A 22,695-nucleotide genomic window follows, 5' to 3' on the forward strand; every position below is an offset into this window, starting at 1 on the left:
TAAGGTAGACTATACTAAGTGTCAAATGCAGGTGAATGGAGAGAGACAATGGAATCTTTTAAGCGCTTTTTTACGGATCTAACCTTCCGCAGGTTTGGAATTTTGCTGCTGGTAATTTTGTTGCTGTACGGAATCAGGGATATGCTCAACCTGGTGCTGCTGACCTTTCTGATCGCTTATATCATGAACAGCTTTCAGGTGCTGCTGTCTAAGAGGATCGGCAAGTACATACGGGTTAACAGCAAGGTCATCATCATTATCCTTTATCTGGCGATGATTTCTACGCTGGTGCTGGCGCTGATTCACTATTTGCCCAAAATATTCGTCCAGGTCAGACAGTTGACCAACTTCCTCACTTCGTTAACCCCGGAAAATATTCCGCAGAACGAGATTGTTCAATATTTATTCAGCACCGTCAAGGATTTGAATTATGAAAAATACATGCAGAGCGGCCTCAATTATGTAACGACGATCGGCAACTGGGGCACCACGTTCGTCCTGGCCATTATTCTAAGCTTTGTCTTCATTCTGGAGAAGAACCGGATTGTCGCGTTCACGTCGCGGATGAAGCAGAGCAAGATTGCCTGGTTCTATAATGAACTCGAGTTTTTCGGCAACAAGTTTACTTTGTCTTTCGGTAAAGTCATTGAGGCGCAGATTTTGATCGCGCTGTTCAATACCGCTTTTACTGTGGTCGGATTGACGATTCTCGGCTTTCCGTATCTGTTCGCGCTTGGGGTTATGATCTTCCTGCTCAGCCTTATTCCGGTGGCGGGCTTTCTCATCTCGCTCATTCCGCTCTGCATCATCGGCTACAATATCGGCGGGCTGATGATGGTGATTTACGTGCTGGCGATGATCGCCGTGCTGCATTTCGTCGAAGGCTACTTCCTGAATCCGAAGCTGATGTCTTCCAAAATGAATCTGCCGATGTTCTATACGTTCATTGTGCTGCTGTTCTCTGAGCATTATCTCGGCGTATGGGGACTCATCCTGGGCATTCCGATCTTTGTATTCGCGCTGGATATTCTGGAGATCCGGCGGACAAAGCTCGGTGACGAGCTTCCGGCCGACCGCCCGGAGAAACAGCCGTAAAACCGGAACCAAGACGCAATACCCATATTCCTCGGGAATTTAGGCTCCTTTTAAGTAGCTCCCTGTTAATCTTAAGCTAGTGCGCGGAGGCGCTCTTGAAGGGGGCCTTTTATTTTTTAAGCCTTTATAACGAAAAAAATCCCCAGAAGGGCCGTAAGCCGTCCTTTTGGGGATTTTCGCCTCAGCAGAGCCAATCGTTCAAGAGTCTATGCTGCGCTCTTATCGAATTCGGAAGCCCGGAAGCCGAGGCGAATTAGAGACTGTACACGCTGCTCCGAATAATATCCGGCACTTCCGCCATGTAAGCCTCATACTGCTCCGGTGTAATGCTTCTGGAAGCAAGGCGCTGATCCAACTGCCGGGTAAGCTGCTTTGTCTGCAGGTCAATGACCTGCTGAGCGTCCACGCTATTCTCCGAGGCGATCTCGGCAAGCGACTTGCCTTCATACAAGGAATAGTACAGATCCTCGCCGGAAGGCTGCTTCAAGGCCTCCAGCAAATCATCACGCTCCATCGACGCGGCGGATAAGGAAAGCTTAGCGACCGGACTCGCGCTCACCGTACCGCTTCTCCATGTATTTCCTCCAAATGATATCGCTACGATCATTGTACCGACGATCATCACCCGTTTAATATTCCGTTTGATATTCATATGTAGTCCCTCATTTCATAGTTCGTTTACGTATTTGGCGGAGCAAAAGATTCATTAATCGCGAGAAAGTTGAAGCTTAAGCGGACCGGCGGCATTGTTCTTCGGCCAGGCTCCCAGCAGGAGTTGTTCTTATTGTAACCGCCCAATGTGACAGCAGCCTTAAGGGGATTTTAAAATAACCTTAAAATTCCTTATCAAATTCATACTTGACAGGTAAGATTAATAGGTTTATGATTCGTTCATAACCTTTCAACACTGAATAAATGAACAGTGAAATAACACTTCGAGCCGATTGGATCGCCAAAGGCTCCCGCAGCGTTACCCTTCTCGATGGGCCGCTCCGGGGGCCTTTTTTGATGCCTTGCGGCGAATGTAAGGAGCAAAGGGTCTATGGAGAATTTGGATTGGGATGTGCTGGAGGAGGCTGACTGGCTGTTCCGCAAGATGGTCAGAAGGTTCGTGAAGGAGCGGGACCGGATTAACATTGAGGGCGTCGCGCTGCCGGGCATGATGATTCTGCATAAAATCATCCGCGAGGGCGAGCAGCGGCTCAGCGATTTGGCGGAGCAGCTGGATCTCACATCGGGAGCGATCACTGCGCTGTGCGACAAGCTGGATGCGGCCGGGTATACCGTCCGGCGGCGCAAGGAGGGAGACCGCAGGACGGTGCTGCTGGGCATTACGGATAAGGGGCGGGCCATGTTCGAGCGCAACCGCAGCGTCGGTGCAAGGTGTATCACACTTCTGTTCGAAGGCTTCGAACAGGAGGAGCTGACCGCCCAGAACCGGGCGTTCGAGAAAGTCATCGGCAATCTTGAAGGGTTCTCGGAAGCCATCCTGGATCTTGCCAAGCAGAATGCCGACGAGGCTCCCGCGCCGGGCGTCTCTGAACGGAAGCAGAGCCGGGTATCGACGCAGAGCCGTTATTTGACCTATTAGCATTCATTCATTTAATAACAAGGGAGACATGAACAATGGGATTTCCAACTGTATATCCGACAGGCGCAACCATCTATAACCCGAGCAAGGCATGGAGCGGCTATACCGTGTATCAGGCAGGCGAAGAGGGCGTCGTTCTGATCGACATGAACGGCCGTGAAGTTCATCTGTGGAAAGGGCTGATCGGCTTTCCGGCCAAGGCGCTTCCAGGCGGATATGTGCTGGGCAGCACGGGCCGCAGAGATCCGAAATTCGGCATTCAGGACAATGTCGATCTGGTGCAGGTGGATTGGGACGGCAATATCGTCTGGAGATACAACGGCTACGAGCATATCGAAGATCCCGGCTATGAGCCGCTGTGGTATGCTCGGCAGCATCACGATTACCAGCGCGAAGGCAATCCGGTCGGCTACTATGCCCCTGGCCTTGAACCCGAGGTTTCCAGAGGCACGACGCTGATCCTCGCTCATAAAAATGTGAATAACCCGGCCATTTCCGACAAGCAGCTGCTGGATGATGTCATTATCGAGGTTGACTGGGAGGGCAATGTGAAGTGGGAATGGAAAGCGAGCGACCATTTCGAGGAGCTGGGCTTTGACGAGTCGGCCCGCAACGTGCTGTTCCGCGACCCCAACACTCGGTCCTTCGGCCACCTCGGCGGCGGCGTAGGCGATTGGCTGCATATCAACTCGGCGTCCTATGTGGGACCGAACCGCTTCTACGACGAGGGCGACGAGCGGTTTCATCCGGACAATATTATCTGGGACGCCCGGGAAGCCAACATTATCGCGATCACGGACCGAAGAACCGGCAGTATCGTCTGGCGGCTTGGCCCGGATTACTCCCTGCCGGAAGTGAAGCATATCGGCTGGATCATCGGCCAGCATCACGCCCATATCATACCGAAGGGTCTGCCGGGCGAAGGCAATCTGCTCGTGTTCGACAACGGCGGCTGGGGAGGTTACGGTCTGCCGAATCCCGCATCCCCGTTCGGCCAGAAGAATGCAATCCGCGATCATTCGCGGGTTCTGGAGATCAACCCCGTGACGCTGGAAATTGAATGGCAGTACACTGGAGCGGAAGCGGGCTTCTCGGTTCCGACTGACTCCTATAAATTTTACAGTCCGTATATCAGCTCGGCGCAGCGGCTTCCGAACGGCAACACCTTGATTACGGAAGGCTCCAACGGCCGGCTGTTCGAAGTGACGGAGGATCATGAGATCGTCTGGGAGTACATTTCTCCTTACACCGACAGAAGAAACACGAATATGGTGTACCGCTCCTACCGGCTGCCCTATGAATGGGTACCGCAGCTTGCGAAGCCGGAAGAGAGAGCCATCGAGCCGATCTCTGCCGCACAGTTCAGAGTGCCTGGAGCCGCGCCGAAGGGCAGCGATTCCGTTGTCAGTGTGGCCACTACGCTGCCTTTCGTGGAGGGTGCGGCCTGCGTAGCGACCTCGGATGAAGCCCGGCGCAGCGCCAAATAGATAGAGCTTAAGACCATTTTTGTAAAAAGAAACGACTAATTTACGGGGATTGGATGCCGGGTAGCTAGTGCTTGCCAACGCTGGCCTTAAAAGCATAGACTTTTAAGTCGCACAGCGCAGCCGTTTCTCTAGAGAGGTGTATAAACATGAAAAAATCCCGTGTTACTGTTCTGCTGCTGCTCTTGTCCGCTCTGCTCGTTCTCGCAGGGTGCGGCGCCAAAGGAGAGGCATCGTCTTCATCCGGCACATCGGGCAAGGAATTGCTTAAGCTGAAAATCGCCGACACCGGCACAAATCCGGTCTTCCGCACGGCTTTGGCCAAAGGCTTCTTCAAAGACAACGGCATCGACGCCGAGATCGTTAACTTCGGCACGCCGGCCGAAGGTGTAAACGCCTTGTTCATCAAGCAGGTCGATGTGGCGTATGGAGCCGATTTCCCGCTGCTGAACGCCGTCGCCAAAGGTGATTATTCGATCATTGCTTCAGCGGGACAGGCTACCGATGAAGCGGCTGCGCAATGGAAGCTGTTCGTTCGCGATGATATCCAGAAGCCCGAGGACCTCAAGGGCAAGAAGCTGAGCTTTTTGCGCGGGACCTTTCTGCCCTATCTGTGGGACGAGTATTTGAAGGAGCATAATGTGAACCTTGCGGATACCAAGACGGTTGGCCAAGGCGCTTTTGACGAGGCGTTTATCGCCTTGAAGCAGGGGGACGTCGACGCGGCCTGGTTCACCGGTTCGGCGCTGGTCGATAAATTCGAGGGACTTGCCGGGGTGCATCAGCTCAGCGACATGTCCAAGACGAAGGTGCGGCTGGGCATGGGTATCGTGACGGGCAATGCGCTGGTGAAGGAGCATCCCGAAGCGGTCGAAGGCTTCCTGAAGGCGGTCGATGAAGCGGCTGTCTACACCCAGGAACATCCCGAAGAGACAGCGGACATTATGTACAAGGAATTGAAGCAGCCGAAAGAAGCGACGCTGAAGGATTTGCCGAAGAACCCGTGGAAGGTCGGTTTCACGCAGGCGGCCTTCGACAGTCTGGAGAGCCAGAAGAAATACATGGTCGAGAGCGGAATCATCGAGAAGGATTTCGATCTGGCGGGCAAAATCAGTCTGGAACCTCTTCGCAAGGTGCTGCCGGATAAAGTCACATACAATCAATAGGAGGTGCTTCGCCCATGTCCTTGCCCGTAAAGCAAAACACTATTCATATCGAAGCTCTGCGCAAAAGCTACAACGAGCAGGCTTCCGGAGATGTCCGCTATATTATCAAGGATGTAAATCTGGTTATCAAGGGCGGTGAATTCTTCATCCTGCTCGGCCCAAGCGGCTGCGGCAAATCGACGCTGCTGAACATTATCGCCGGATTTGTCTCCAAATCGGGGGGCCGTCTGCGGATTGACGATGTGGAGGTGCAAGAGCCGGGCAAGGACCGGGCGGTTGTGTTCCAGCAAGCTGATTCCTCCCTGTTCCCTTGGCTGACCGTTCGCGAGAACGTGGAGTTCGGCCTGCGGATGAAGAAGACGCCGAAGGCCGAGCGCCGGCGCATTTCGGACCGCTTCATCGGACTGGTCGGCCTCACGGGACATGAGAACAAGTTCCCGAAGGAGCTGTCCGGCGGCATGAAGCAGCGTGTCCAGCTTGCGAGAGTGCTCGCCAATGATCCGGCAATTCTGCTGATGGACGAGCCGTTCGGGGCGCTGGACGCCATGACCCGGCGGACGATGCAGAGGGAGCTGATCCGGATCTGGCGGGAAACGCACAAGACGGTCATTTTCGTGACGCACGACATTCAGGAGGCGCTGCTGCTGGGCCAGCGCATCGGCATTATGTCAGTCGGTCCGTCTTCGAATATTACGGATATTTACGATAATCCGCTCTCCTTTCCAAGAGATGAGGCGTCGCCGGAGTTTGGTGAGCTGTATAACAAAATTCAAAGCCATTTTGAGAAATAGGGGGACCGGATAGATGAAATGGATAGAGCGCAAATGGGTCTCCGTGACCATTCTCTGGGTGGCGGCGATTCTGCTTTGGCAGCTTGGGGCGCTTATATACGGGCCGGACGTTATTCCGGGTCCGTGGAGGACGCTTCAGGGCGGCCGCGAACTGGTGATGGACGGCACGCTAATGCAGTACATCGGCATCAGCTTTATCCGCGTGCTCGTTGGCTGGACGCTGGGCAGCCTGCTGGCGATTCCCGTAGGCCTTGCCATCGGCAGGGTGCGGCTGATCCGGATTTTTGCCGAGCCGTTCCTCAATTTTATCCGGTTTATCCCGCCGATCGCCTTCATCACGCTGTTTCTCGTCTGGTTCGGTATCGGGGAGCAGTCCAAAATCGCGCTGATCATGTACGCGACCTTCTTCATCGTTGTGCTGAATACGCTGACCGGCGTCCTGGCCGTAGAGGAGGATAAACTCCGTTCGGCCCGCAGCATGGGCGCAAGCGAGTGGCAGATCCTGCTGCATGTCATCATTCCGGCAACAACGCCGTACATTTACACGGGTGTGCGCCTGGCGATGGGTACGTCGTACATGGCTATAATCGGCGCGGAAATGATTGCCTCGAACGAAGGCGTAGGCTACCTCATCTGGAATTCCCGGTTATTTTTCCGCACGGACTGGATTTTTGTGGGATTGTTCTGCCTGGGCTTCATGGGCTTTTTCACGGACAGGCTGTTCGGGTGGTTCGGACGCAAGGTGCTGTACCGTTACGGTGTGGCCGGATCGGCGGTTCGACGGGGATAGACAATTTCATACAGGACGGGCAAAAGATAAATAGGGACAAGTACGCATTACAAATTTAGAAAAACCTGGTATAATTCTTTGGAAAAAGGAAACGAAGGGAAGGTATGCTTGTGCTCCCCGATAACCTGAATGCCAAAGAAGCTCCCGAGTGGGAGGAAGCTCCCGGCAGTGAAGACGCTCCGCAGGAGTACCAAGGAAGAAGCGCAAGGATCGCCGAGGAGTCCCGTCAGGGCTCGTCATTGAACTTTTTTAACGCTTTTGTCGCGCTTGGCACGACCGTCTCCGTCATAATGCTGTTTCTTTGGCTGATGAATCTGATAAGATAGACATAACTATATAAGATGAACTTGAAAAAAATCACATCAGGTAAGGAGTAACGAAGGGGAATTTTGGAACTGTAAGAGCGATAGCGACCGCCCGAAAGCTTTCCGAAGGAAAGCTCGCTTCGAAAGCATAAGCTGTCTCCGGATTTCATCCGCGAAGAACGGTTTCAATCAAGAAATCTGGGGATGGGCAGCGGCCGGAAGTCCAAACATTCCTTGCAGTTACGAGTAATACCCGAATGGGAAAATCTCAAGTTCATGTTATATAAGCCACAAGAAAAGAGGAGCCAAGTGGAACCGACAGCCCAGGATGTGGCGGAGTGGATGGTGAAGGAGATCCGTTTTACGGGGACCTTGTACCAGACCGACGCAATTGATTATGTAAAAAGAAATTTCGGCGAGCATTTCGTCTTTGTGAATGAGAACGGCAACGCTTCGCTGTCGAAGGAAGTCAAAAAAGCGTTCCGTAAGCTGCATGGCGGACGGATCGCCTGGGACCGGGACGGCTTTTTGTGGGCCTGGACCTAAGGGATGCGGCCGATTAGCCGGACAGCGAGTGGCGGAAGAAGGGGCTGCGGGTCACCTTTGCAATGGCAACCTATGGCAAGGGCAACGGGCATCGTGTGCCAGTAACCGCTGTGGCAATCAGTGCCGGAACCAGCTGCGTCTGAGCTTCTGGGCATAGCGCGATCTGCGCGTAGACCTTCTGCACTAAAGGGAACCGGCGGCAAAGGCCGCAGTGATATGAAAATCTCCAGCTGTACCTCCTTGAAAGGATGCGGCTGGAGATTTTTGCGTGTTTAGGCGCTGCTTGCGATATCATCTAATGGATAAGCCGGAATTTCTCCCGGTTATTCATGGGATAAAGGCTTGTTTTTTAATTAAGCTGGAATTTCTCCCTCTTATTCTTGTGATTTTGCTGAAAACAGAGGGAAACGCGCTATTAAAGTGGAGAAAATCCCTTTCGTAACCGGTAAAGCTTCATTTGCCCAGAAATAAAAGGGAGGAATTCCGTTTGACGCCGGTCTACACAGAAGGGAAGTGATGGTTGGCGGTACGTACCGGATGGCGATGGTCCAGACCGGATGCCGTCGGTCTACACCGGAACATCCCGGGTGCCCCTCTCCATCGGCGTGCCGCACAGCGGGCAGGGCTTATGCGCCAGATGGTCCTCGGCGCCGCCGGCTTTGACGCGCATCCAGCCTGGGCAGGCAGCGGCCGGGCAGCTCCAGACCGCGACCGTGCGCGTGCGGCCGGAGGGGGCGGCTGCATGGGCTACGCCGCCCGAGCGGCGGAGGCCCCCGAAGCTGCCGGCGCCGCCTATGCCGGCGCCAGTGCGCCCATCGCGGGCTGCGCCATATCCGCTGCCCGCGCCGCTTCCGCGCGCAGCACCGGCACTTGCCGCGCGGCCACCCCTGCCGCCGGAGCCGCTGCCTGGCTCGGTCGCGGTCCCGCCGCTTCCGCGCGCGGCACTGGCGTTTGCCGCGCCGAAGCCGCTGCCGCCGGAGCCGCTGCCCGGCCCGGACGCGGTCCCGCCGCCGGGCCGGGCCCCTTGCCGCCCGCCGCGTACGCCAGCGTCAGCTGCGTCCGCCGCGCCGACGCCGAACGCCGCCAACATGAAGCGGGAGACCGGGGCCTTCCGGCCCCGGTGCATCGCGGGCGAGCTGATGAACAGCTCTTCCTTGGCGCGGGTGACCGCAACATACGCCAGGCGGCGCTCCTCTTCCAGCAGCGCAAGCGCTTCTCCGCCGCCTTCCGCCGTCTGGCGGTCCTTCAGGCGGCCCGCTTCGAGCGCCGAGCTGTGCGGCAGGATGCCTTCGGACGCGCCGAGCAGCATGACGACGGGGAATTCGAGCCCTTTGGACTTATGAATCGTCATCAGGGCGACTTGGGTCTCCTGCTCTGTACCGCCAGGAGTCCGGTGCTGCTCGTTCCTTGACGTTATCTCGTCCAGAAAATCAAGAAAAAGAGGGATGCTCCCGAAGCGTCCCGCCGACAGCTCCAGCTCGTCCAGCATCTCCTTCAGCGTCTCCCGGTGCAGCGTCGCCTGATGGCGCTCGTCCGCCAGGACGAATTGATCGTAGAACCGGCTGCGGATCTGCCGGATTGCCTGAAGCGGCGTAAGCTCCCGCAGATGGCGGAGCATGTCCAGCCGCTCCCGAATGGAAGCTTGGCGGAATTCCGCCAGTCCCGGCAGGCTCAGCAGATGGATCAGCGGCCCCCGCTTCGGCTGAACCGCTTCCATCCGCTGGATATGCCCCATCCCCTGTTCCCGGCTTACATAGAGCGTGGGCAGCATGTCCTCAATGGCGGCAAAATCGCGCCGGTTCACGGTCAGCCGCAAGTGGCTGATGACCGGCGCGATGAGCCAATGCTCGTACAGCAGCTGCCCTTCGCCGTAATCGATGTAGGGAATATCTCGCAGCAGCAGCCGCTCCAGCACGGCGCGGCTGCTGCTGGATGCCCGGTACAGCACGGCGAAATCGCCATAGCTCCGCGCTCCCTGCTCTACGGCGGAAGCGATATACTCCACGATGGCTTCCGCTTCCTCGTCGGCGGTGTAAGGGCGAAGATACCGGGGCTGGCTGCCGCCTTGCGCCGCCGCGCGCAGCGTTTTGGAACGCCGCCGCGTGTTGCCCCGGATAATACCGTTGCCAAGGCCGATGATGGCGGGCCCGGAACGGTAGTTGATGTCGAGTGTAATCACTTTTGCCTCCGGGTACAGCTTCTCGAACTCCAGAATAAACTCGCTCCTCGCCCCGTTAAACGAATAGATCGTCTGATCGTCGTCGCCGACCACCATCAGATTGTTCAGGGGACGGGCGATCATGCGGATCAGCTCATACTGCAGCATATTCGTATCCTGAAATTCATCGACCATAATATATGTGTATTTTCTTTGCAGTTCAGCAAGCAGCTCCGGCCGTTCCAGCAGCATTCGGTAGGCATGCAGCAGCACATCGTCGAAATCGATTTTGCCATTATCCTGCTTCCACTGCTCGTAGCGCTGTAGAATCTCCTTGATTTCCTTATCCGCGTTCGTAAGCTGGGGAAGGGTGTCTACGCCGCCCATGTTCATTTTGCAGGACGAGAGGAGAGAAAGCAGGCTTTCCGGCGGATACGCGTCTTTGGGCAGGCCCAGCTCGCGCATAATCGCTTTAAGCAGAATATGCTGGCGGCGCGTATCGTGGAATATCTCCTGGCTGGCCCCCTGTCTTCGTAGAAAATACAGAAAAAAAGAATGAAACGTGCGTGCCTGCAGCCCCGAAATATCCCGCCCGCCGATTCCCGGCAGTCTGCCGATCCGCTCCCGCATTTCCGCCGCCGCCCTGCTGGAGAACGTCAGCAGCAGCAGACGTCCAGAAGGAACGCGGCGAACGGACAGTAAATAGCCGGTCCGGCATACCAATACGCTTGTCTTGCCGGACCCGGCCCCCGCCAGCGTCAGCAGCGGGCCGTCGCCATGCCGTACCGCCGCGATCTGCGAAGCGTTCAGCAGAATGCCTTCCTGCTCCAGCGTCCGGAAATAACCGGCGTCCGGCTCATCTCCGCGCACCAGTTCCCGGCTCGTCTTGGCGGAAGCTGCCGCCGCCTGCGGCACGCGGGTTCCGGAAGCTCCCTTCGGAACAGGATGATACAGCAGTTTGTCCATAATGAGTGTCACCTTCACCTAACGTTCGAATTCCATTTTTGCCAACCTATACTATACCATCTCAGGAGAAAGCCGGCTATCTTCCTCCCAGAACCTGGAGCAGCCGCTGATTGAACAGCTCCAGTTCGTCATAGAAAACGGCATGCCCGCTTTGTTCAAAGGTCAGCAGCTGCGAGCCCCGAATCCCCTGATGCATCAGGCGGGCCAACTCGTAGGGACAAATCTGGTCGAGAAGGCCGTGAAAAATCGTGGTGGGTACCTGAACCCGGGGGAGATCGGCGCGCAGATCCTCGTCCCGCAGCATCCGCGCGCCTTCGGCGGTTCCGTGATTGGAGGCAGTTAGGTTCATCGATTGGAACCAATCGCGAAAGGCGGGTGACACCGGCTTGGCAAAAAACCTCTCTCCAAAGGAGGCAACCGTCTGCGGACGGTCGGCATAAGTTCCGGCGATCAGTTGATTGAAGGCCGATACAGGCATCCCGTACGGATAACCTTCTCCTTGGGCGAGCTTGGGAGCTGCGGCAGCCAGCAGAAGCAGCTGCGAAAGGCGGAAACCCTGGTGCCGGGCTGCATAGTGTAAGGCGATGGCGCCGCCCATGGAGAAGCCGGCCAGCCGGACGCCTGTAAGCCGCAGAGTATCCAGCACCGCCCGGATATCGTCGGCCATCCGGTCATAGGTGTATCCTTCCCAGGGCCGGTCGGATTGACCGAAGCCGCGAAGATCAATCGAAATGCAGCGATAGCCGTATTTGGGCAGATGCGTCACCTGGTATTCGTACATTTCATGATTCAGCGGCCAGCCATGCACCAAGACGACCGGTATACCGCTTCCGATGTCCTCTACAAACAGCTTAACGCCCGGTTCCGTTTCAATATAATAATGCACAGCCTTATCCCGCCTTCCCGTATCGTTAATAATCCGAATAAAAAAGTGACAGCACGCAGACTGCCGCATGATTCTGCTATACGATGTATACGTGAAGACCGATGGCGCTATGATCAAATAACCGGGTCAAGAAGGTTGATTTTAATCGGACGCTGCTGAAGGCCGGGGTGCTTGAGGTGGCCGAAGAGAACAAGGTGCGCGGCGCGGTAGAGAAAGTATACTACTTGTCCCAGGGGGGTGAAGACGCCACGCCCTCCGATACGACGGAGAAATCGGCAGGCGAGCACATGGCGCTTTTTCAGAAATTCGTCTCGTCGCTTGCCGGCGACTTCAGCGTTTATTTACAGCAAGAGAACTATGACTTGAAAAAGGACGGCGTCTCCATGCGCCAGGTTCAGCTTCATTTGACTGATGACGAATATGCGCAGCTTTTGGCGGAAATGAGACAGTCCATGCAGAAATATGCCGGGAACGAAGCCGGAAGCGGACGCAGGCGGCGGATGATCTCCACCATCGTAATTCCGGGGGCGCTCTCCGGTTCATCCGAAGGTGTAAACGAAGAGGAGGGGGAGGAAGAGCACTGAATATTCGAACAGAAGCGGGAGAGATGGAAGTCATGAGTACAGCCGAAAAGGACCCGTTTGCGGGAGTATCGGAAAGAACGCTGAAATATGTGCCGCTATACATTCTGGTGCCGGTCATGTACGGGGCTGTGTTCAGCGCGGCGGGCCACGCCATAGAGTGGACGATCTTCGGGCTGGGGGCGCTTGGCTGGCTGGCGGCGTTATTCCTGCGGGGGCCGCTCGCCGCGCTTGTCCGGGGTTGGCCGCAGGAGCGGGCCAAGCTGATCGTCGGCGGAAGCTCCGGCGTACTGGAGGAAGGCGTAAGGCTCGCGCTGCTCTCCCTCCTAGCCGCTTCATTCCCGCAGGCGCTGTCGCTCGGCCAAGGCTGGGCGGCCATTGAAGTGCTGTTCGTCATCGTTAACGCAATCATTATCATATCGCTGATCAAACGGACCGATGAGAAGGCCATGCAGGCGAAACAAATCCTCCAGGCGCAGGGCAATCTGCAGGCAAGTCCGCTGTGGGGCATCCTGGAGCGGATCTGGGCTTCGGCTTTTCATATCGGAGCCGCGCTGATTATCGCCCGTACCCCGTGGTCGGCGGCGCTTCTCATTCCGCTTCACAGCAGCTTTAATCTGGTGGCGGTGCGGCTTGCAAGAACCGCCGCTCTGCCGCTGGTCAGCCTTTTTGCCGCCGCAGTCGGTCTGCTGACGCTTATGATGGGTCTGCTGGTCTGGTAAGGCGGCGAACAGCCGCTTTACCGCCCATTCCCTTTGCCCCGAACGTTCATATTCTAATAGAAATTGATGAGTGGAGATGAACGTATGTCCCAAGCCCTTGAAGGACCTGCCATAGATGTGCTGATTCCGGCAATTGAGAAGGATCTGGCCACTCTGCCGCATGTGGTTGACGCTGTAAGGAAGCATGTTAAGCATCCGATCCGCAGTATTATGGTCGTTGCCCCCCGCAAGCCGCGTATCCTCGATTTTTGCCGCAGGAAAGGCTGTACCTTCGTTGATGAAAATACGGTGCTGCCTATCACCAAGAAGGATATTCACTACCGCTCGCGCACCTGGGAGCGCTCGGGCTGGCTGTTTCAGCAGCTGCTGAAGCTGGGCGGCGACAAGCTGTGCACGGCGGATTATTTTTTGGTCATTGACGCCGATACGGTTCTGATCACGCCGCACCGGTTCCGTTTAAGCGGCAAGACAGTGTTCTACTGCCGGAACTGGAGCCAGCCGGAATATTTTGTGACCTACCGGAAGCTGATGGGCAAGAAGGCAGTCCGCCCGTCCTCTTTTGTAACCCATTACATGCTGTTTGAACGCAGCCGGCTTGCCCGCATGAAACGGGAAATCGAGGCCAGACACGGGACTTCATGGTATTCCGCCATCCTGCGCAGCATCAACCGCTCCCGGCAGTTTGGGTTCTCCGAGTTCGAAACCTACGGCAACTATCTGTATGCTAAGGACCCCGGAGGGATGGTTCTAAAGAAAGCCCGCAACAAAAGCCTGAATATGAGCGGCTCGCAAATCTCCACGGCCACGGCCCAAAAGTACGCCCGGACCTATCGGTCACTTTCTTTTCACAAGCGAAAAGGTTACGTTCGGACGCCGAAATGATGCGCTCCTTGAAAGGTTCCTCCTCTCGCTCCCGGCTTGCGGGGGGGCCCTTACGCGATTAGACAAGCGCCCCAAACAGCATTATAGTTAGTGGATATACGCGTAAACGATGGGAGTAGAGAACATTGGTCAGAGCGACAATCGGGGACGTGGCTGCAAGGGCCGGTGTATCCAAAAGCACGGTATCCCAATATTTGAATAAACGGTATCAGCATATGGGGGTGGAAACCCGCGCCAAGATCGCAGAGGCCATTGAAGCGTTGGATTACCAGCCGAATGTGCTCGCAAGGGGACTGAAGCAGAAGCGGACTTCAACGGTTGGCGTCATTGTGGCGAATATCATGCACAGGCTCTCCACCGAAATTTGCCGGGGCATCGAGGATTACTGCCAGGAGCAGGACATCAATGTCATTTTGTGCAACAGCGACGAGGACGGGGAGAAGGAGAAGAAGTACGCTGAAATGCTTCAGGCCAAGCAGGTGGACGGCATGATCCTGCTTCCTACGGGGAAGAATGCTTCCCTGTATAAAAAGCTTTCCCGGCACGGGCAACACATTCTGTTCATGGACCGGCGGGTGGAAAGCGTCAAGGCCGACACCATTGTCGTCAACAACCGAGAGTCGGTCTATGAAGCGGTGTCGCATCTGAAGGAGCGGGGACACCGGAGAATTGCGCTCGCTACGGCGCCGCTGACGATCAGCACCCGGCTTGAGCGGACGGAAGGCTTCCGGAAGGCGATGGACGATTTCGGACTAACGTACGGCAGCAGCAGCATTATTAATGCGGAAATCTCCGCCCTGCGGGGAAGATTCGGCAAGCTGTTTGACGGCCCGGAGCCGCCGACGGCGCTCATTGCGGGCAATGACCTGGTGCTGCTTGAGGCGCTGGCCTTTGTGAAGGAGCGGAATCTCCGGGTGCCGGAGGATCTGGCGCTGGTCGCCTTCGACAACATTCCTTTTGCCCACCTGCTTACGCCGACGCTTACCACCATCAATCAGCCTTCGCTCGAAATGGGAAGAAAGGCGGCTGAGCGGATCATCAGCCGCATCCGATCAGAGGAGGATCTACCGCCCGCAGAATACGTCTTCAAATGCGAACTGGCGGTGCGGCAGTCCTCGGAGATGAAGCGGGTCACGGATTAAACCGTGAGTCTTTGCGATTCCCGCAGGGCCAAGCCGAAAGAGGCTTATCAAGGCATCGCACTGACCGAAGGAAGGACATATGAAAAATTCCATAATCCCGGGAACACCTCCGTGAATCGCAGGGAACGATTCGGCGGAGGTGTTCTTCATTTTGGCTGGGATATTTCCGGGCTAATCTGCGGCTATTTGATCCGGAACGTTCTGGGCGCGTATTTGTATACGGCTGCCAGCGCCACGGCGATGTATAAGACTGTAGCGGCGATGACGAAGGCCGTAAACGGAACGGGGTCGCTTGAAAGGGACAAGCTGAAGAAGCAAATGCCGGATACAATCGAATTGACAACGATAAAGAACGGATTTCGAATATTCAGCTCCGTGGAGTAAGGCTGCAACAGGTAATACATAAATAGGTGATGTACCGAGAAAAACAAGGAAAGGCAGACGATAAACACCAGAAACAGAAGCATGTCTGCCATGGGCCAATCTGCTCCTGCAAGGCGGGCGAGTATGGCTGCGGCCGCGCAGAGCGCGGCTGCCGGAATCAGATTAAGCGACGAGATGCGAAGCAGCCGATCCCGGAAATTGGACAGAACCGCCCCGGGTTTCCTATAAAATCCGTAGCGCAGCAGATGGACGTCACAATGGTAGAACAACGCTTTACATAACCGGTCGCTGATGGATATAAAGAACATGACCGGAAGAAAGTATCTCGGTGAGGTGATCAACCGCTCCACATATGTTCCGGCTCTATCGGGACTAAGAAGCGTAATGGCGGCGCCCGCGGCTGTCAGCAGGCCGATGATCCACAGCCGCTTGATTACCGGCTCCGAGATAAACCGCTTGTGCCTTTCGAAAAAGATAGCGTTCAAGTAAGCATAGCCCTTTTTCTTGGCATGCTTCCCGGAAGAGATGGCGGCGGAATCCTCGGAATCGGGCATTTTCATATCCGCTTTTTGCGCCTCGCTCATCATCCGGCTGTAGTCCAGCAGCGGGTCGTCCCGATGGGTAGCCGCATCCACCGCCGCCCGGTAGCGCGGATAGCGTTTAAGGTACAAGGCTCCGGCTATTCCGGCTGCGGTAATGATCAGGCCGCCGGGCAGGCTTAGCACCGCCGCGCCGGTTGCCGGCGTTCCGTCCAGCACAAGAGGCAGGTACGCTGCGGCCAAGCTCAGCCCGATACCGCACCAGACGATCCCATTTTTTTTGATCAGCACGGTCCCGGTCCGGTCGAACACATAAAGATGCAGCGCTTCGCAGGCTACCCGCCACAGGGTAATCAGCAGCGCGAAGCGGATTCCCAGGGTGACGGAAGCGCCCAGCAAGCGGAAGAACACGATAGAAGCGGGCACAAAATAAAGAAAAAAGGTCAAATACCGAAAGCTGAGGGTGGCGTGCATATATTGGCGGGCGTTCAGCCGCATCAGCTTGACCGCGATATATTTTTCTCGTTTGGGCTCTAGCACTTTAATGTTGGAGAAGGCCGCCGCCGCAAAGCTCAGAAGCACGAAGACATGCAGAAACCGCCCGAACCGCTCCGCCGCAGGAAGTTCCGTACCCGTGACCGATACCGGCCAATAAATCATCAGGCCCGTATATAAAAAATTGGAGCCGAACCCGATGAGTACAGCCGCCAGCAGCGCGATAACGGATGCGATTTTTTTAAGAGGGAGATTGGCGTAAGCACTGTCCTTGACCGCTTGGCCGACGAGAGGGAGCCGACGCAAATAGTAAATCAGACAGTTGGCAAAAACGGATACCCGGATGCCGAGTATAAACTTAAGAGTTCTGTACATCAGGCTCATCTCCCAACAGCGTAACAATCTTCTCTTCAAAATCCGGACTGCGGAGAAGCTCGGGCGGTACCGCCTCGATTCGGCCATGCCGGAGCAGCACCAATTCATCACACAGGTCTTGGGCGAGCTGCAAAATGTGGGTGGAGAAGACGAGAATATGATCCTGCTTCATTTCCCGCAGCAGCTTCTTCATTTCCAGCGCCGCGATGACATCAAAAGAGGTCAACGGTTCATCCAGCAAAATCAGCGGCGGACGCGTGATGAGGAAACAGAGCATCTGAATTTTGTTCTTCATGCCGTGGGAATAGCCTTTGATCAGCCGGTGGCGGTCCTCGCCGTCAATTTTAACCATTTCCAGATAGTCGTCGACGGTCAGCCCTTGGGGAACTTTGTCCCGGTTGATATCGGTAAAAAACTTCAGAAATTCATATCCCGTCAGAAATTCAGGCAGGATCGGGAGGGAAAAAACATAGCCTACGTCCTCGTCCCGCAGCGGCCTTAAGCCTTTCTCCCCCTCCAAATGCACCTGTCCTTCGTCCGCCTCGAGCTCTCCGCTCAGACAGTTGAACAGAGTTGTTTTTCCCGCGCCGTTCCGGCCGAGCAGACCGTAAATCTTGCCCTTCTCAAAGGTAAAATCAATCCCTTGAAGCACCTTTTTCCCGTCAAAGTCTTTCCTGAGGTTCTTCAATGTTAATTGCATGAGCTCGCATTCCTCCTTAAGATAAAATCACTTTGGAAAGTTCTGGTTAAATACGGTTAACTTCCCCCTTTCGTTTCTGTTCTAATGGCCTTCACATAACCTTGCTGTATTTGACGAGGTAATAATAACGGATACCGAAAGAGAATATATAGAACGCAATCACGGCAAACGTGGTCCATATAGGCAAATCTGAGAAGATAAGCGCAAAGGGAATCAGCATCATGGCTCTTACGGTAATATCAAAGGCTTTGGCTTTCGACAGGTTGTTGATCGAGATGCTCCGCTCATCCCCCGCTTCAATGTCCTGCCGTCTCTTGAGTGCCGGATGCTTGGCATAATAGCGGATCATGATAAGATTGGCAGTGCTCATGCCGATTAGCCCTGAGCCTATACCTATGCACAGCCCGGATACGTTCCTGGCCATGTCACCAACCTCCAACAGACCGATAGCCAGCAGCAGAATCCCTATCACCAGTAAAATAACATTGCGCGCAGCAGAGCTTTTTTTCACAAGCTATTCCTCCTCATAGATAAAAATCTCTTCAATCGGCAGCTTGAAATAGCGGGCGATCTTAAACGCCAAAATAATCGAGGGATTGTAGCGCCCGTTCTCCAGCGACCCTATCGTCTGCCTGGAAACCGCCAAAGCCTCGGCCAATTCCTCCTGCTTGATTCCGTGTTGTTTTCGGATCTCCTCCAGACGGTTTTTCAACATCACACCTCTGTTCAAATGGAAAGTAAGCTTTACATTTACAATATAACATCCGCAGCCAAAAAATGTAAAGCCTACTTTCCGTAACAGGTATTCTATATACAGAATCCCAGGTAATGCAGTTGGCGAATGGATGTAAACAAAAAAATGATAGCGCTTTAAAGAAAGGGCTTGCAAAGAACTTAAGGCTGGATTATAATTTGATAATAAATAGTAAACCGATTTACTAAACCGATTTACAAGCGACAATAATCGACGTTAGGATACAGCAGAATCGATGGTCAGACTTAGGCATAGCCCGATGGTCAGGATGCAGCATAATCCGATATACAGGGTCTGCATTTTAAGTTAAGGGGGACGTTACGATGAATGCGGTTTTTGTTCCAACTTCCGTATTTGGAAGCGCTTGCGAAAGGCAGTATGGACTGACGGAGCTTATACGCTCCGGGGGAGCGGTCGGCATTGAAATTCGGCGCGAGCTATTTGCGCCCGGGGCTCTTCCGCTGGCCGAGTGCCGGGAGGCGATCCTGCGCAGCGGCCTGCGCTGTGTATACTCCGTTCCGATGGAGCTGTGGAATCCGGAAGGGACACTTAATGAGGAGAAGCTGTCGCACATTCTTGCGGAAGCGGCGGTCTTAAGGCCTGAAATGCTGAAAGTGTCGCTCGGGCATTATGCGGCGATTCCTGGATTTGCATCGGAGGATGAGCTGAGAGGCACCGAACATGAACGGCTCGGCCAGCTTGAGCGGCTGCTTCAAGGGTACCGAGAGACAGCAGGAGCGCTGACGCTGCTGATCGAGAATGATCAGACTTCGTACGGAGGCGGAGCCGAGAATTTGAAAGCGTTTTTCCAGGCGGTGGAGCACTGCGGACTTAGCGGTGTAAAGATGACGTTCGATACGGGCAACTGGTTGTACAGCGGGGAAGACCCGCTGAAGGCAGCGGAAACCTTCGCCCCTTATGTGGCCTATATTCACTGCAAGCACGTCATCCGTTCGGACGGGATGTGGGTCACGCTGCCGCTGCCGCAGGATGAGGATGCACTCTGGCGGAAGCTGCTTGGGCTGCTGCCGGGCAATGTGCCCCGCGCAATCGAGTTCGGGCTTCCGGGGGAAGGATGCCTTAAAGGATATATCGAGATGCTGCGCGAAGGCTGTTCTGGAACGATAAGGACAGGAACCGCAGAAATCGCCGCAGAAATAGGAAAGGGGATTGCGTAATGAGCCTGAAGGATGTAGTTACTTTTGGAGAAGCGATGGTCATGTTCGTTGCCGAGCAACCAGGGGCCTTGAAGGATATTGACAAGTTCTGCCGGCGCCTGGCCGGAGCGGAAGTGAATACGGCGGTCGGCTTCGCCCGGCTGGGACTTTCGGCCGGATGGGTCAGCCGATTGGGCGCCGACGTATTCGGTGAGTATATCCGTGAGTATCTGGACAGAGAGAATATCGACATCTCCGGCGTAACGAGCGATTCCCGGCATCCAACTGGCTTTCAGCTCAAGTCGAAGGTGCTTGAAGGCGATCCGCAGGTGCAGTATTTCCGCAAAAATTCGGCGGCAAGCACGCTTTCGGGCACGGACGTGGACGTTGGTTATTTGACGGGCTTCCGCCATCTGCACATGACCGGCATCCCGCCGGCACTGACGAAAAATACCCGCGAGTTCGCTTATGGGGCGCTGGAAGCGATGAAGGCCGCGGGACGCAGCGTTTCCTTCGATCCGAATTTGCGGCCTGCGCTCTGGTCTTCCCGTGAAGAGATGGTGTCTGTCATCAACGATCTGGCCTGCCGCGCCGACTGGGTGCTGCCGGGAATCCAGGAGGGTGAGATTTTGACCGGTTCCAGGGACCCGCGCGCAATCGCCGAATTTTATCTGAACAAGGGCGTGTCGCTCGTTGCAGTCAAGCTGGGGCCGGAGGGCGCGTACTTCCGCACACAGACGGATGAAGGCACGGTACAGGGCTTCAAAGTGGAAGAGGTTGTGGACACGGTAGGCGCCGGAGACGGCTTTGCCGTCGGACTCGTAAGCGGCATGCTGGAAGGTCTTACCGTGCCGCAGGCGGTGCAGCGGGGGAACGCGATTGGCGCGCTGGCCGTACAGTCGGAGGGCGACCATGACGGCTATCCGACAAACCTTAAGCTTGAAACCTATCTCCAATATCAACTTACGGGAGTGAAATAATGATGAATAACAAGAAAAGCAGCGGCTTCGTCGCCGCGCGCTGGCTGCGGTTGATGCCCATCGTATTCATTACGTACAGTCTGGCTTATCTCGACCGGGCGAACTACAGCTTTGGTGCGGCGGCCGGCATGGCGAAGGATTTGCAGATCACGGCTTCGATGTCTTCGCTGCTGGGCGCGCTCTTTTTCCTCGGCTACTTCTTCTTTCAAGTGCCTGGCGCGCATTACGCCGAGAACAAGAGCGCCAAGAAGCTCGTCTTCTGGTCCCTCATTCTATGGGGCTTTCTGGCGGCGGCCACCGGCGTAGTCCATAACGTCCATTTTTTGATCGTCATCCGGTTCTGCCTCGGCGTGGTCGAGAGCGCGGTTATGCCGGCGATGCTGGTCTTCCTAAGCCACTGGTTTACGAAAAAAGAGCGCTCCCGCGCCAACACGTTCCTGATCCTCGGCAATCCCGTAACCGTGCTGTGGATGTCCATTGTATCCGGCTATCTCGTATCCTCCGTCGGCTGGAGATGGATGTTCATTATTGAAGGACTGCCGCCGGTTATCTGGGCATTCTTCTGGTGGAAGCTCGTCAACGATAAGCCTTCCGATGCGAAATGGCTGAACGATGAAGACAAGAAGGCGCTTGATGGCGCTCTTCAGGAAGAGCAAAAAGGGCTCAAGCCTGTAAAAAACTACGGCGAAGCATTCAAGTCCCCGCTCGTCATCAAGCTCTGCCTGCAGTATTTCTTCTGGAGCATCGGCGTGTACGGATTCGTCATGTGGCTGCCTTCGATTATCAAGTCGGCTCCCGACATGAATATGGTAACAACCGGCTGGCTGTCGTCCGTTCCTTACGTGCTGGCGGTTATCGGCATGCTGACGGCTTCCTATTTCTCCGACAAGACGCTTAACCGGAAAATATTCGTCTGGCCTTTCCTGATGATCGGCGCCATCGCTTTCTACGCTTCGTATCTGCTGGGCGCGGATCACTTCTGGCTTTCGTTTATCCTGCTCGTGATCGCGGGCGGCGCCATGTACACTCCGTATGGGCCGTTCTTTGCCATCATGCCGGAAATTCTGCCCCGCAACGTGGCGGGCGGCGCGATCGCGCTCGTTAACAGCATGGGCGCGCTCGGTTCTTTTGCCGGCTCGTATATCGTCGGCTACCTGAACGGCTCCACCGGCGGCTTCGGCGCTTCCTACATCTTCATGGCCGGTTCGCTGCTGCTGTCGGCGATTCTGACGATGACGGTCGGCAAATCCCGCAAGGCGTCTAAGCAGCGGCCTGAGCCGAAGCTGGAGGTGTCCACGCGGTGAAGATCCAATTGGCGCTCGACCGGATGAGCATAGAGGAAGCGGCAGCTATGGTCCGGCGTACGGAGCCCTATATCGACTGGATCGAGGTGGGTACCTCGCTGATCAAGGAATTCGGCATGGCGTCCGTAGAAGCGCTGAAGCGTGAATTTCCGCATAAAGTCATTGTGGCGGACATGAAGACCTTCGACAACGCCAAGTACGAATTCGAGTTGTGCTTTAGCGCAGGGGCGGATGTCGCGACTGTCATGGGCGCGGCACCGCCGGTTACCGTGGCGCTGTGCGTGGAGACGGCGCGGCGGATGGAGAAGCAGGTCATGATCGACCTGCTTCATACTTCGCCGGAGCAGCAGCGGGAATTGGCGCAGCACCCCGGAGCGATCCACTGCCTGCATGTCAGCAAGGACCAGCAGGAAGGCGGCGGCCGCAGGCTGGAAGTGGCAGGCGGCGCGGACGCCGGGCATGGAAGCGATCCCGGGGCGCATGGCGCTGCGGGAGGCCCAAGCGGCTGCCGGGCCGAAGCGTATGGCGCTGCCGGAGGCCCAAGCGGCGACCGAGCCGGAGTGCAAGGGTCTGCCGGGGTTCGGGAGGGCAGCGGTGAAGGCGCATACGGCGGCGATCCGGGCGCCGAAGGTGTGGCAGGCCTTAGGATTGCCGCTGCCGGAGGCATTACGCTGGAGTCGCTGCCGGGTCTGATGGCGCTGAAGCCGGAGGTCATTATCGTCGGCTCGGCGATTACGAAGGCGCCCGATCCGGCGCAGGCGGCCCGCGAGTTCAAGGAGCGTATTCGGGAATATAGCGGAAAGAGCCAGAAGGGCAGCAGTTCGAACTGAAAAGTACAACACACGAAATGAATAGAGGGAGCATATCCGGGACAAGAAGCAGATTCAGCCTATTCAAAAGCA

23 protein-coding genes are annotated in these 22,695 nt (G+C 55.7%); 16 read left to right on the forward strand and 7 right to left on the reverse strand.

All coding sequences use genetic code 11. The features are described from left to right. Positions 1-48: 48 nt before the first annotated feature. Positions 49-1,095 (forward strand): AI-2E family transporter, encoded by a 1,047-nt coding sequence (locus tag PDUR_RS01450; protein WP_042204764.1) that lies wholly within the window; start codon positions 49-51, stop codon positions 1,093-1,095. 253 nt (positions 1,096-1,348) lie between these two features. Here PDUR_RS01450 and PDUR_RS01455 read toward each other — a convergent pair whose 3' ends face one another. Next, on the reverse strand, positions 1,349-1,747 hold the full coding sequence (locus PDUR_RS01455; protein ID WP_042204765.1) for a hypothetical protein: 399 nt from the start codon (positions 1,745-1,747) through the stop codon (positions 1,349-1,351). 390 nt (positions 1,748-2,137) lie between these two features. Between PDUR_RS01455 and PDUR_RS01460 the strand changes: the two genes are divergently transcribed. The 7 genes from PDUR_RS01460 (at position 2,138) to PDUR_RS01490 (ending at position 7,768) form a co-directional block, all read left to right on the forward strand. After that, the gene (locus tag PDUR_RS01460; protein WP_042204766.1) at positions 2,138-2,686 is read left to right on the forward strand and encodes a MarR family winged helix-turn-helix transcriptional regulator; all 549 of its coding nucleotides are present in this window, start codon (positions 2,138-2,140) and stop codon (positions 2,684-2,686) included. A gap of 35 nt (positions 2,687-2,721) precedes the next feature. After that, a complete protein-coding gene (locus PDUR_RS01465; RefSeq protein ID WP_042204767.1) occupies positions 2,722-4,173 on the forward strand; it encodes an aryl-sulfate sulfotransferase in 1,452 nt (483 codons plus the stop codon). Between the two features lie 146 nt (positions 4,174-4,319). Further along, complete coding sequence (locus PDUR_RS01470; protein WP_042204768.1) at positions 4,320-5,336, forward strand: ABC transporter substrate-binding protein; 1,017 nt, start codon at positions 4,320-4,322, stop codon at positions 5,334-5,336. A gap of 14 nt (positions 5,337-5,350) precedes the next feature. After that, positions 5,351-6,127, forward strand: coding sequence for an ABC transporter ATP-binding protein (locus PDUR_RS01475; RefSeq protein ID WP_042204770.1), 777 nt, complete (start codon positions 5,351-5,353; stop codon positions 6,125-6,127). 13 nt (positions 6,128-6,140) lie between these two features. Then, positions 6,141-6,917, forward strand: coding sequence for an ABC transporter permease (locus PDUR_RS01480; protein ID WP_042204771.1), 777 nt, complete (start codon positions 6,141-6,143; stop codon positions 6,915-6,917). A 110-nt stretch (positions 6,918-7,027) separates the two neighbouring features. Beyond that, entirely contained in the window at positions 7,028-7,243 is a 216-nt protein-coding gene (locus PDUR_RS01485) for a hypothetical protein (protein WP_156130233.1), read from the forward strand. 288 nt (positions 7,244-7,531) lie between these two features. Beyond that, on the forward strand, positions 7,532-7,768 hold the full coding sequence (locus tag PDUR_RS01490) for a DUF6953 family protein (RefSeq protein WP_025699597.1): 237 nt from the start codon (positions 7,532-7,534) through the stop codon (positions 7,766-7,768). A gap of 568 nt (positions 7,769-8,336) precedes the next feature. On the opposite strand, the gene PDUR_RS01495 is transcribed toward PDUR_RS01490, so the two are convergent. Both PDUR_RS01495 and PDUR_RS01500 read right to left on the reverse strand, forming a co-directional pair. Next, positions 8,337-10,892 (reverse strand): UvrD-helicase domain-containing protein, encoded by a 2,556-nt coding sequence (locus PDUR_RS01495; protein WP_042204774.1) that lies wholly within the window; start codon positions 10,890-10,892, stop codon positions 8,337-8,339. A 76-nt stretch (positions 10,893-10,968) separates the two neighbouring features. Then, on the reverse strand, positions 10,969-11,778 hold the full coding sequence (locus PDUR_RS01500; RefSeq protein WP_042204776.1) for an alpha/beta fold hydrolase: 810 nt from the start codon (positions 11,776-11,778) through the stop codon (positions 10,969-10,971). A 176-nt stretch (positions 11,779-11,954) separates the two neighbouring features. On the opposite strand from PDUR_RS01500, the gene PDUR_RS01505 reads away from it, so the two are divergent. The 4 genes from PDUR_RS01505 (at position 11,955) to PDUR_RS01520 (ending at position 15,105) form a co-directional block, all read left to right on the forward strand. Further along, entirely contained in the window at positions 11,955-12,362 is a 408-nt protein-coding gene (locus PDUR_RS01505; protein ID WP_156130234.1) for a helix-turn-helix domain-containing protein, read from the forward strand. Positions 12,363-12,394: 32 nt separating this feature from the next. Continuing rightward, on the forward strand, positions 12,395-13,081 hold the full coding sequence (locus tag PDUR_RS01510) for a hypothetical protein (RefSeq protein WP_042204777.1): 687 nt from the start codon (positions 12,395-12,397) through the stop codon (positions 13,079-13,081). Positions 13,082-13,165: 84 nt separating this feature from the next. Then, entirely contained in the window at positions 13,166-13,963 is a 798-nt protein-coding gene (locus tag PDUR_RS01515; protein WP_042204778.1) for a DUF6492 family protein, read from the forward strand. Between the two features lie 125 nt (positions 13,964-14,088). Next, the gene (locus tag PDUR_RS01520; RefSeq protein WP_042204779.1) at positions 14,089-15,105 is read left to right on the forward strand and encodes a LacI family DNA-binding transcriptional regulator; all 1,017 of its coding nucleotides are present in this window, start codon (positions 14,089-14,091) and stop codon (positions 15,103-15,105) included. 182 nt (positions 15,106-15,287) lie between these two features. Here the strand turns inward: PDUR_RS01520 and PDUR_RS01525 are convergent, their stop codons facing one another. The 4 genes from PDUR_RS01525 to PDUR_RS01540 form a co-directional block, all read right to left on the reverse strand. Further along, positions 15,288-16,898 (reverse strand): hypothetical protein, encoded by a 1,611-nt coding sequence (locus PDUR_RS01525; protein WP_042204780.1) that lies wholly within the window; start codon positions 16,896-16,898, stop codon positions 15,288-15,290. Further along, entirely contained in the window at positions 16,882-17,598 is a 717-nt protein-coding gene (locus PDUR_RS01530) for an ABC transporter ATP-binding protein (protein ID WP_042204781.1), read from the reverse strand. Before PDUR_RS01530 ends, PDUR_RS01525 begins: the two co-directional genes overlap by 17 nt. Positions 17,599-17,689: 91 nt before the next feature. Next, a complete protein-coding gene (locus PDUR_RS01535) occupies positions 17,690-18,109 on the reverse strand; it encodes a hypothetical protein (protein ID WP_042204782.1) in 420 nt (139 codons plus the stop codon). Positions 18,110-18,112: 3 nt separating this feature from the next. Further along, complete coding sequence (locus PDUR_RS01540) at positions 18,113-18,310, reverse strand: helix-turn-helix transcriptional regulator (RefSeq protein WP_025690607.1); 198 nt, start codon at positions 18,308-18,310, stop codon at positions 18,113-18,115. 365 nt (positions 18,311-18,675) lie between these two features. On the opposite strand from PDUR_RS01540, the gene PDUR_RS01545 reads away from it, so the two are divergent. The 4 genes from PDUR_RS01545 to PDUR_RS29590 are packed head-to-tail and all read left to right on the forward strand — an operon-like array spanning position 18,676 to position 22,623. Next, positions 18,676-19,530 (forward strand): sugar phosphate isomerase/epimerase family protein, encoded by an 855-nt coding sequence (locus PDUR_RS01545; RefSeq protein ID WP_052409901.1) that lies wholly within the window; start codon positions 18,676-18,678, stop codon positions 19,528-19,530. Beyond that, entirely contained in the window at positions 19,530-20,489 is a 960-nt protein-coding gene (locus PDUR_RS01550; protein WP_042204783.1) for a sugar kinase, read from the forward strand. Before PDUR_RS01545 ends, PDUR_RS01550 begins: the two co-directional genes overlap by 1 nt. 2 nt (positions 20,490-20,491) lie before the next feature. After that, the gene (locus tag PDUR_RS01555) at positions 20,492-21,793 is read left to right on the forward strand and encodes an MFS transporter (protein WP_042204784.1); all 1,302 of its coding nucleotides are present in this window, start codon (positions 20,492-20,494) and stop codon (positions 21,791-21,793) included. Continuing rightward, complete coding sequence (locus tag PDUR_RS29590; protein ID WP_042204785.1) at positions 21,790-22,623, forward strand: orotidine 5'-phosphate decarboxylase / HUMPS family protein; 834 nt, start codon at positions 21,790-21,792, stop codon at positions 22,621-22,623. Before PDUR_RS01555 ends, PDUR_RS29590 begins: the two co-directional genes overlap by 4 nt. The last annotated feature ends 72 nt before the right edge of the window (positions 22,624-22,695 follow it).

Source organism: Paenibacillus durus, assembly GCF_000756615.1.
Classification (GTDB): domain Bacteria; phylum Bacillota; class Bacilli; order Paenibacillales; family Paenibacillaceae; genus Paenibacillus_AQ; species Paenibacillus_AQ durus.

Coding starts and splice junctions, on each gene's coding strand:
- PDUR_RS01450 (WP_042204764.1), top strand. CDS start 49: ATGGAATCTTTTAAGCGCTTTTTTACGGATCTAACCTTCCGCAGGTTT.
- PDUR_RS01455 (WP_042204765.1), bottom strand. CDS start 1,747: ATGAATATCAAACGGAATATTAAACGGGTGATGATCGTCGGTACAATG.
- PDUR_RS01460 (WP_042204766.1), top strand. CDS start 2,138: ATGGAGAATTTGGATTGGGATGTGCTGGAGGAGGCTGACTGGCTGTTC.
- PDUR_RS01465 (WP_042204767.1), top strand. CDS start 2,722: ATGGGATTTCCAACTGTATATCCGACAGGCGCAACCATCTATAACCCG.
- PDUR_RS01470 (WP_042204768.1), top strand. CDS start 4,320: ATGAAAAAATCCCGTGTTACTGTTCTGCTGCTGCTCTTGTCCGCTCTG.
- PDUR_RS01475 (WP_042204770.1), top strand. CDS start 5,351: ATGTCCTTGCCCGTAAAGCAAAACACTATTCATATCGAAGCTCTGCGC.
- PDUR_RS01480 (WP_042204771.1), top strand. CDS start 6,141: ATGAAATGGATAGAGCGCAAATGGGTCTCCGTGACCATTCTCTGGGTG.
- PDUR_RS01495 (WP_042204774.1), bottom strand. CDS start 10,892: ATGGACAAACTGCTGTATCATCCTGTTCCGAAGGGAGCTTCCGGAACC.
- PDUR_RS01510 (WP_042204777.1), top strand. CDS start 12,395: ATGAGTACAGCCGAAAAGGACCCGTTTGCGGGAGTATCGGAAAGAACG.
- PDUR_RS01515 (WP_042204778.1), top strand. CDS start 13,166: ATGTCCCAAGCCCTTGAAGGACCTGCCATAGATGTGCTGATTCCGGCA.
- PDUR_RS01525 (WP_042204780.1), bottom strand. CDS start 16,898: ATGTACAGAACTCTTAAGTTTATACTCGGCATCCGGGTATCCGTTTTT.
- PDUR_RS01530 (WP_042204781.1), bottom strand. CDS start 17,598: ATGCAATTAACATTGAAGAACCTCAGGAAAGACTTTGACGGGAAAAAG.
- PDUR_RS01545 (WP_052409901.1), top strand. CDS start 18,676: ATGAATGCGGTTTTTGTTCCAACTTCCGTATTTGGAAGCGCTTGCGAA.
- PDUR_RS01550 (WP_042204783.1), top strand. CDS start 19,530: ATGAGCCTGAAGGATGTAGTTACTTTTGGAGAAGCGATGGTCATGTTC.
- PDUR_RS01555 (WP_042204784.1), top strand. CDS start 20,492: ATGAATAACAAGAAAAGCAGCGGCTTCGTCGCCGCGCGCTGGCTGCGG.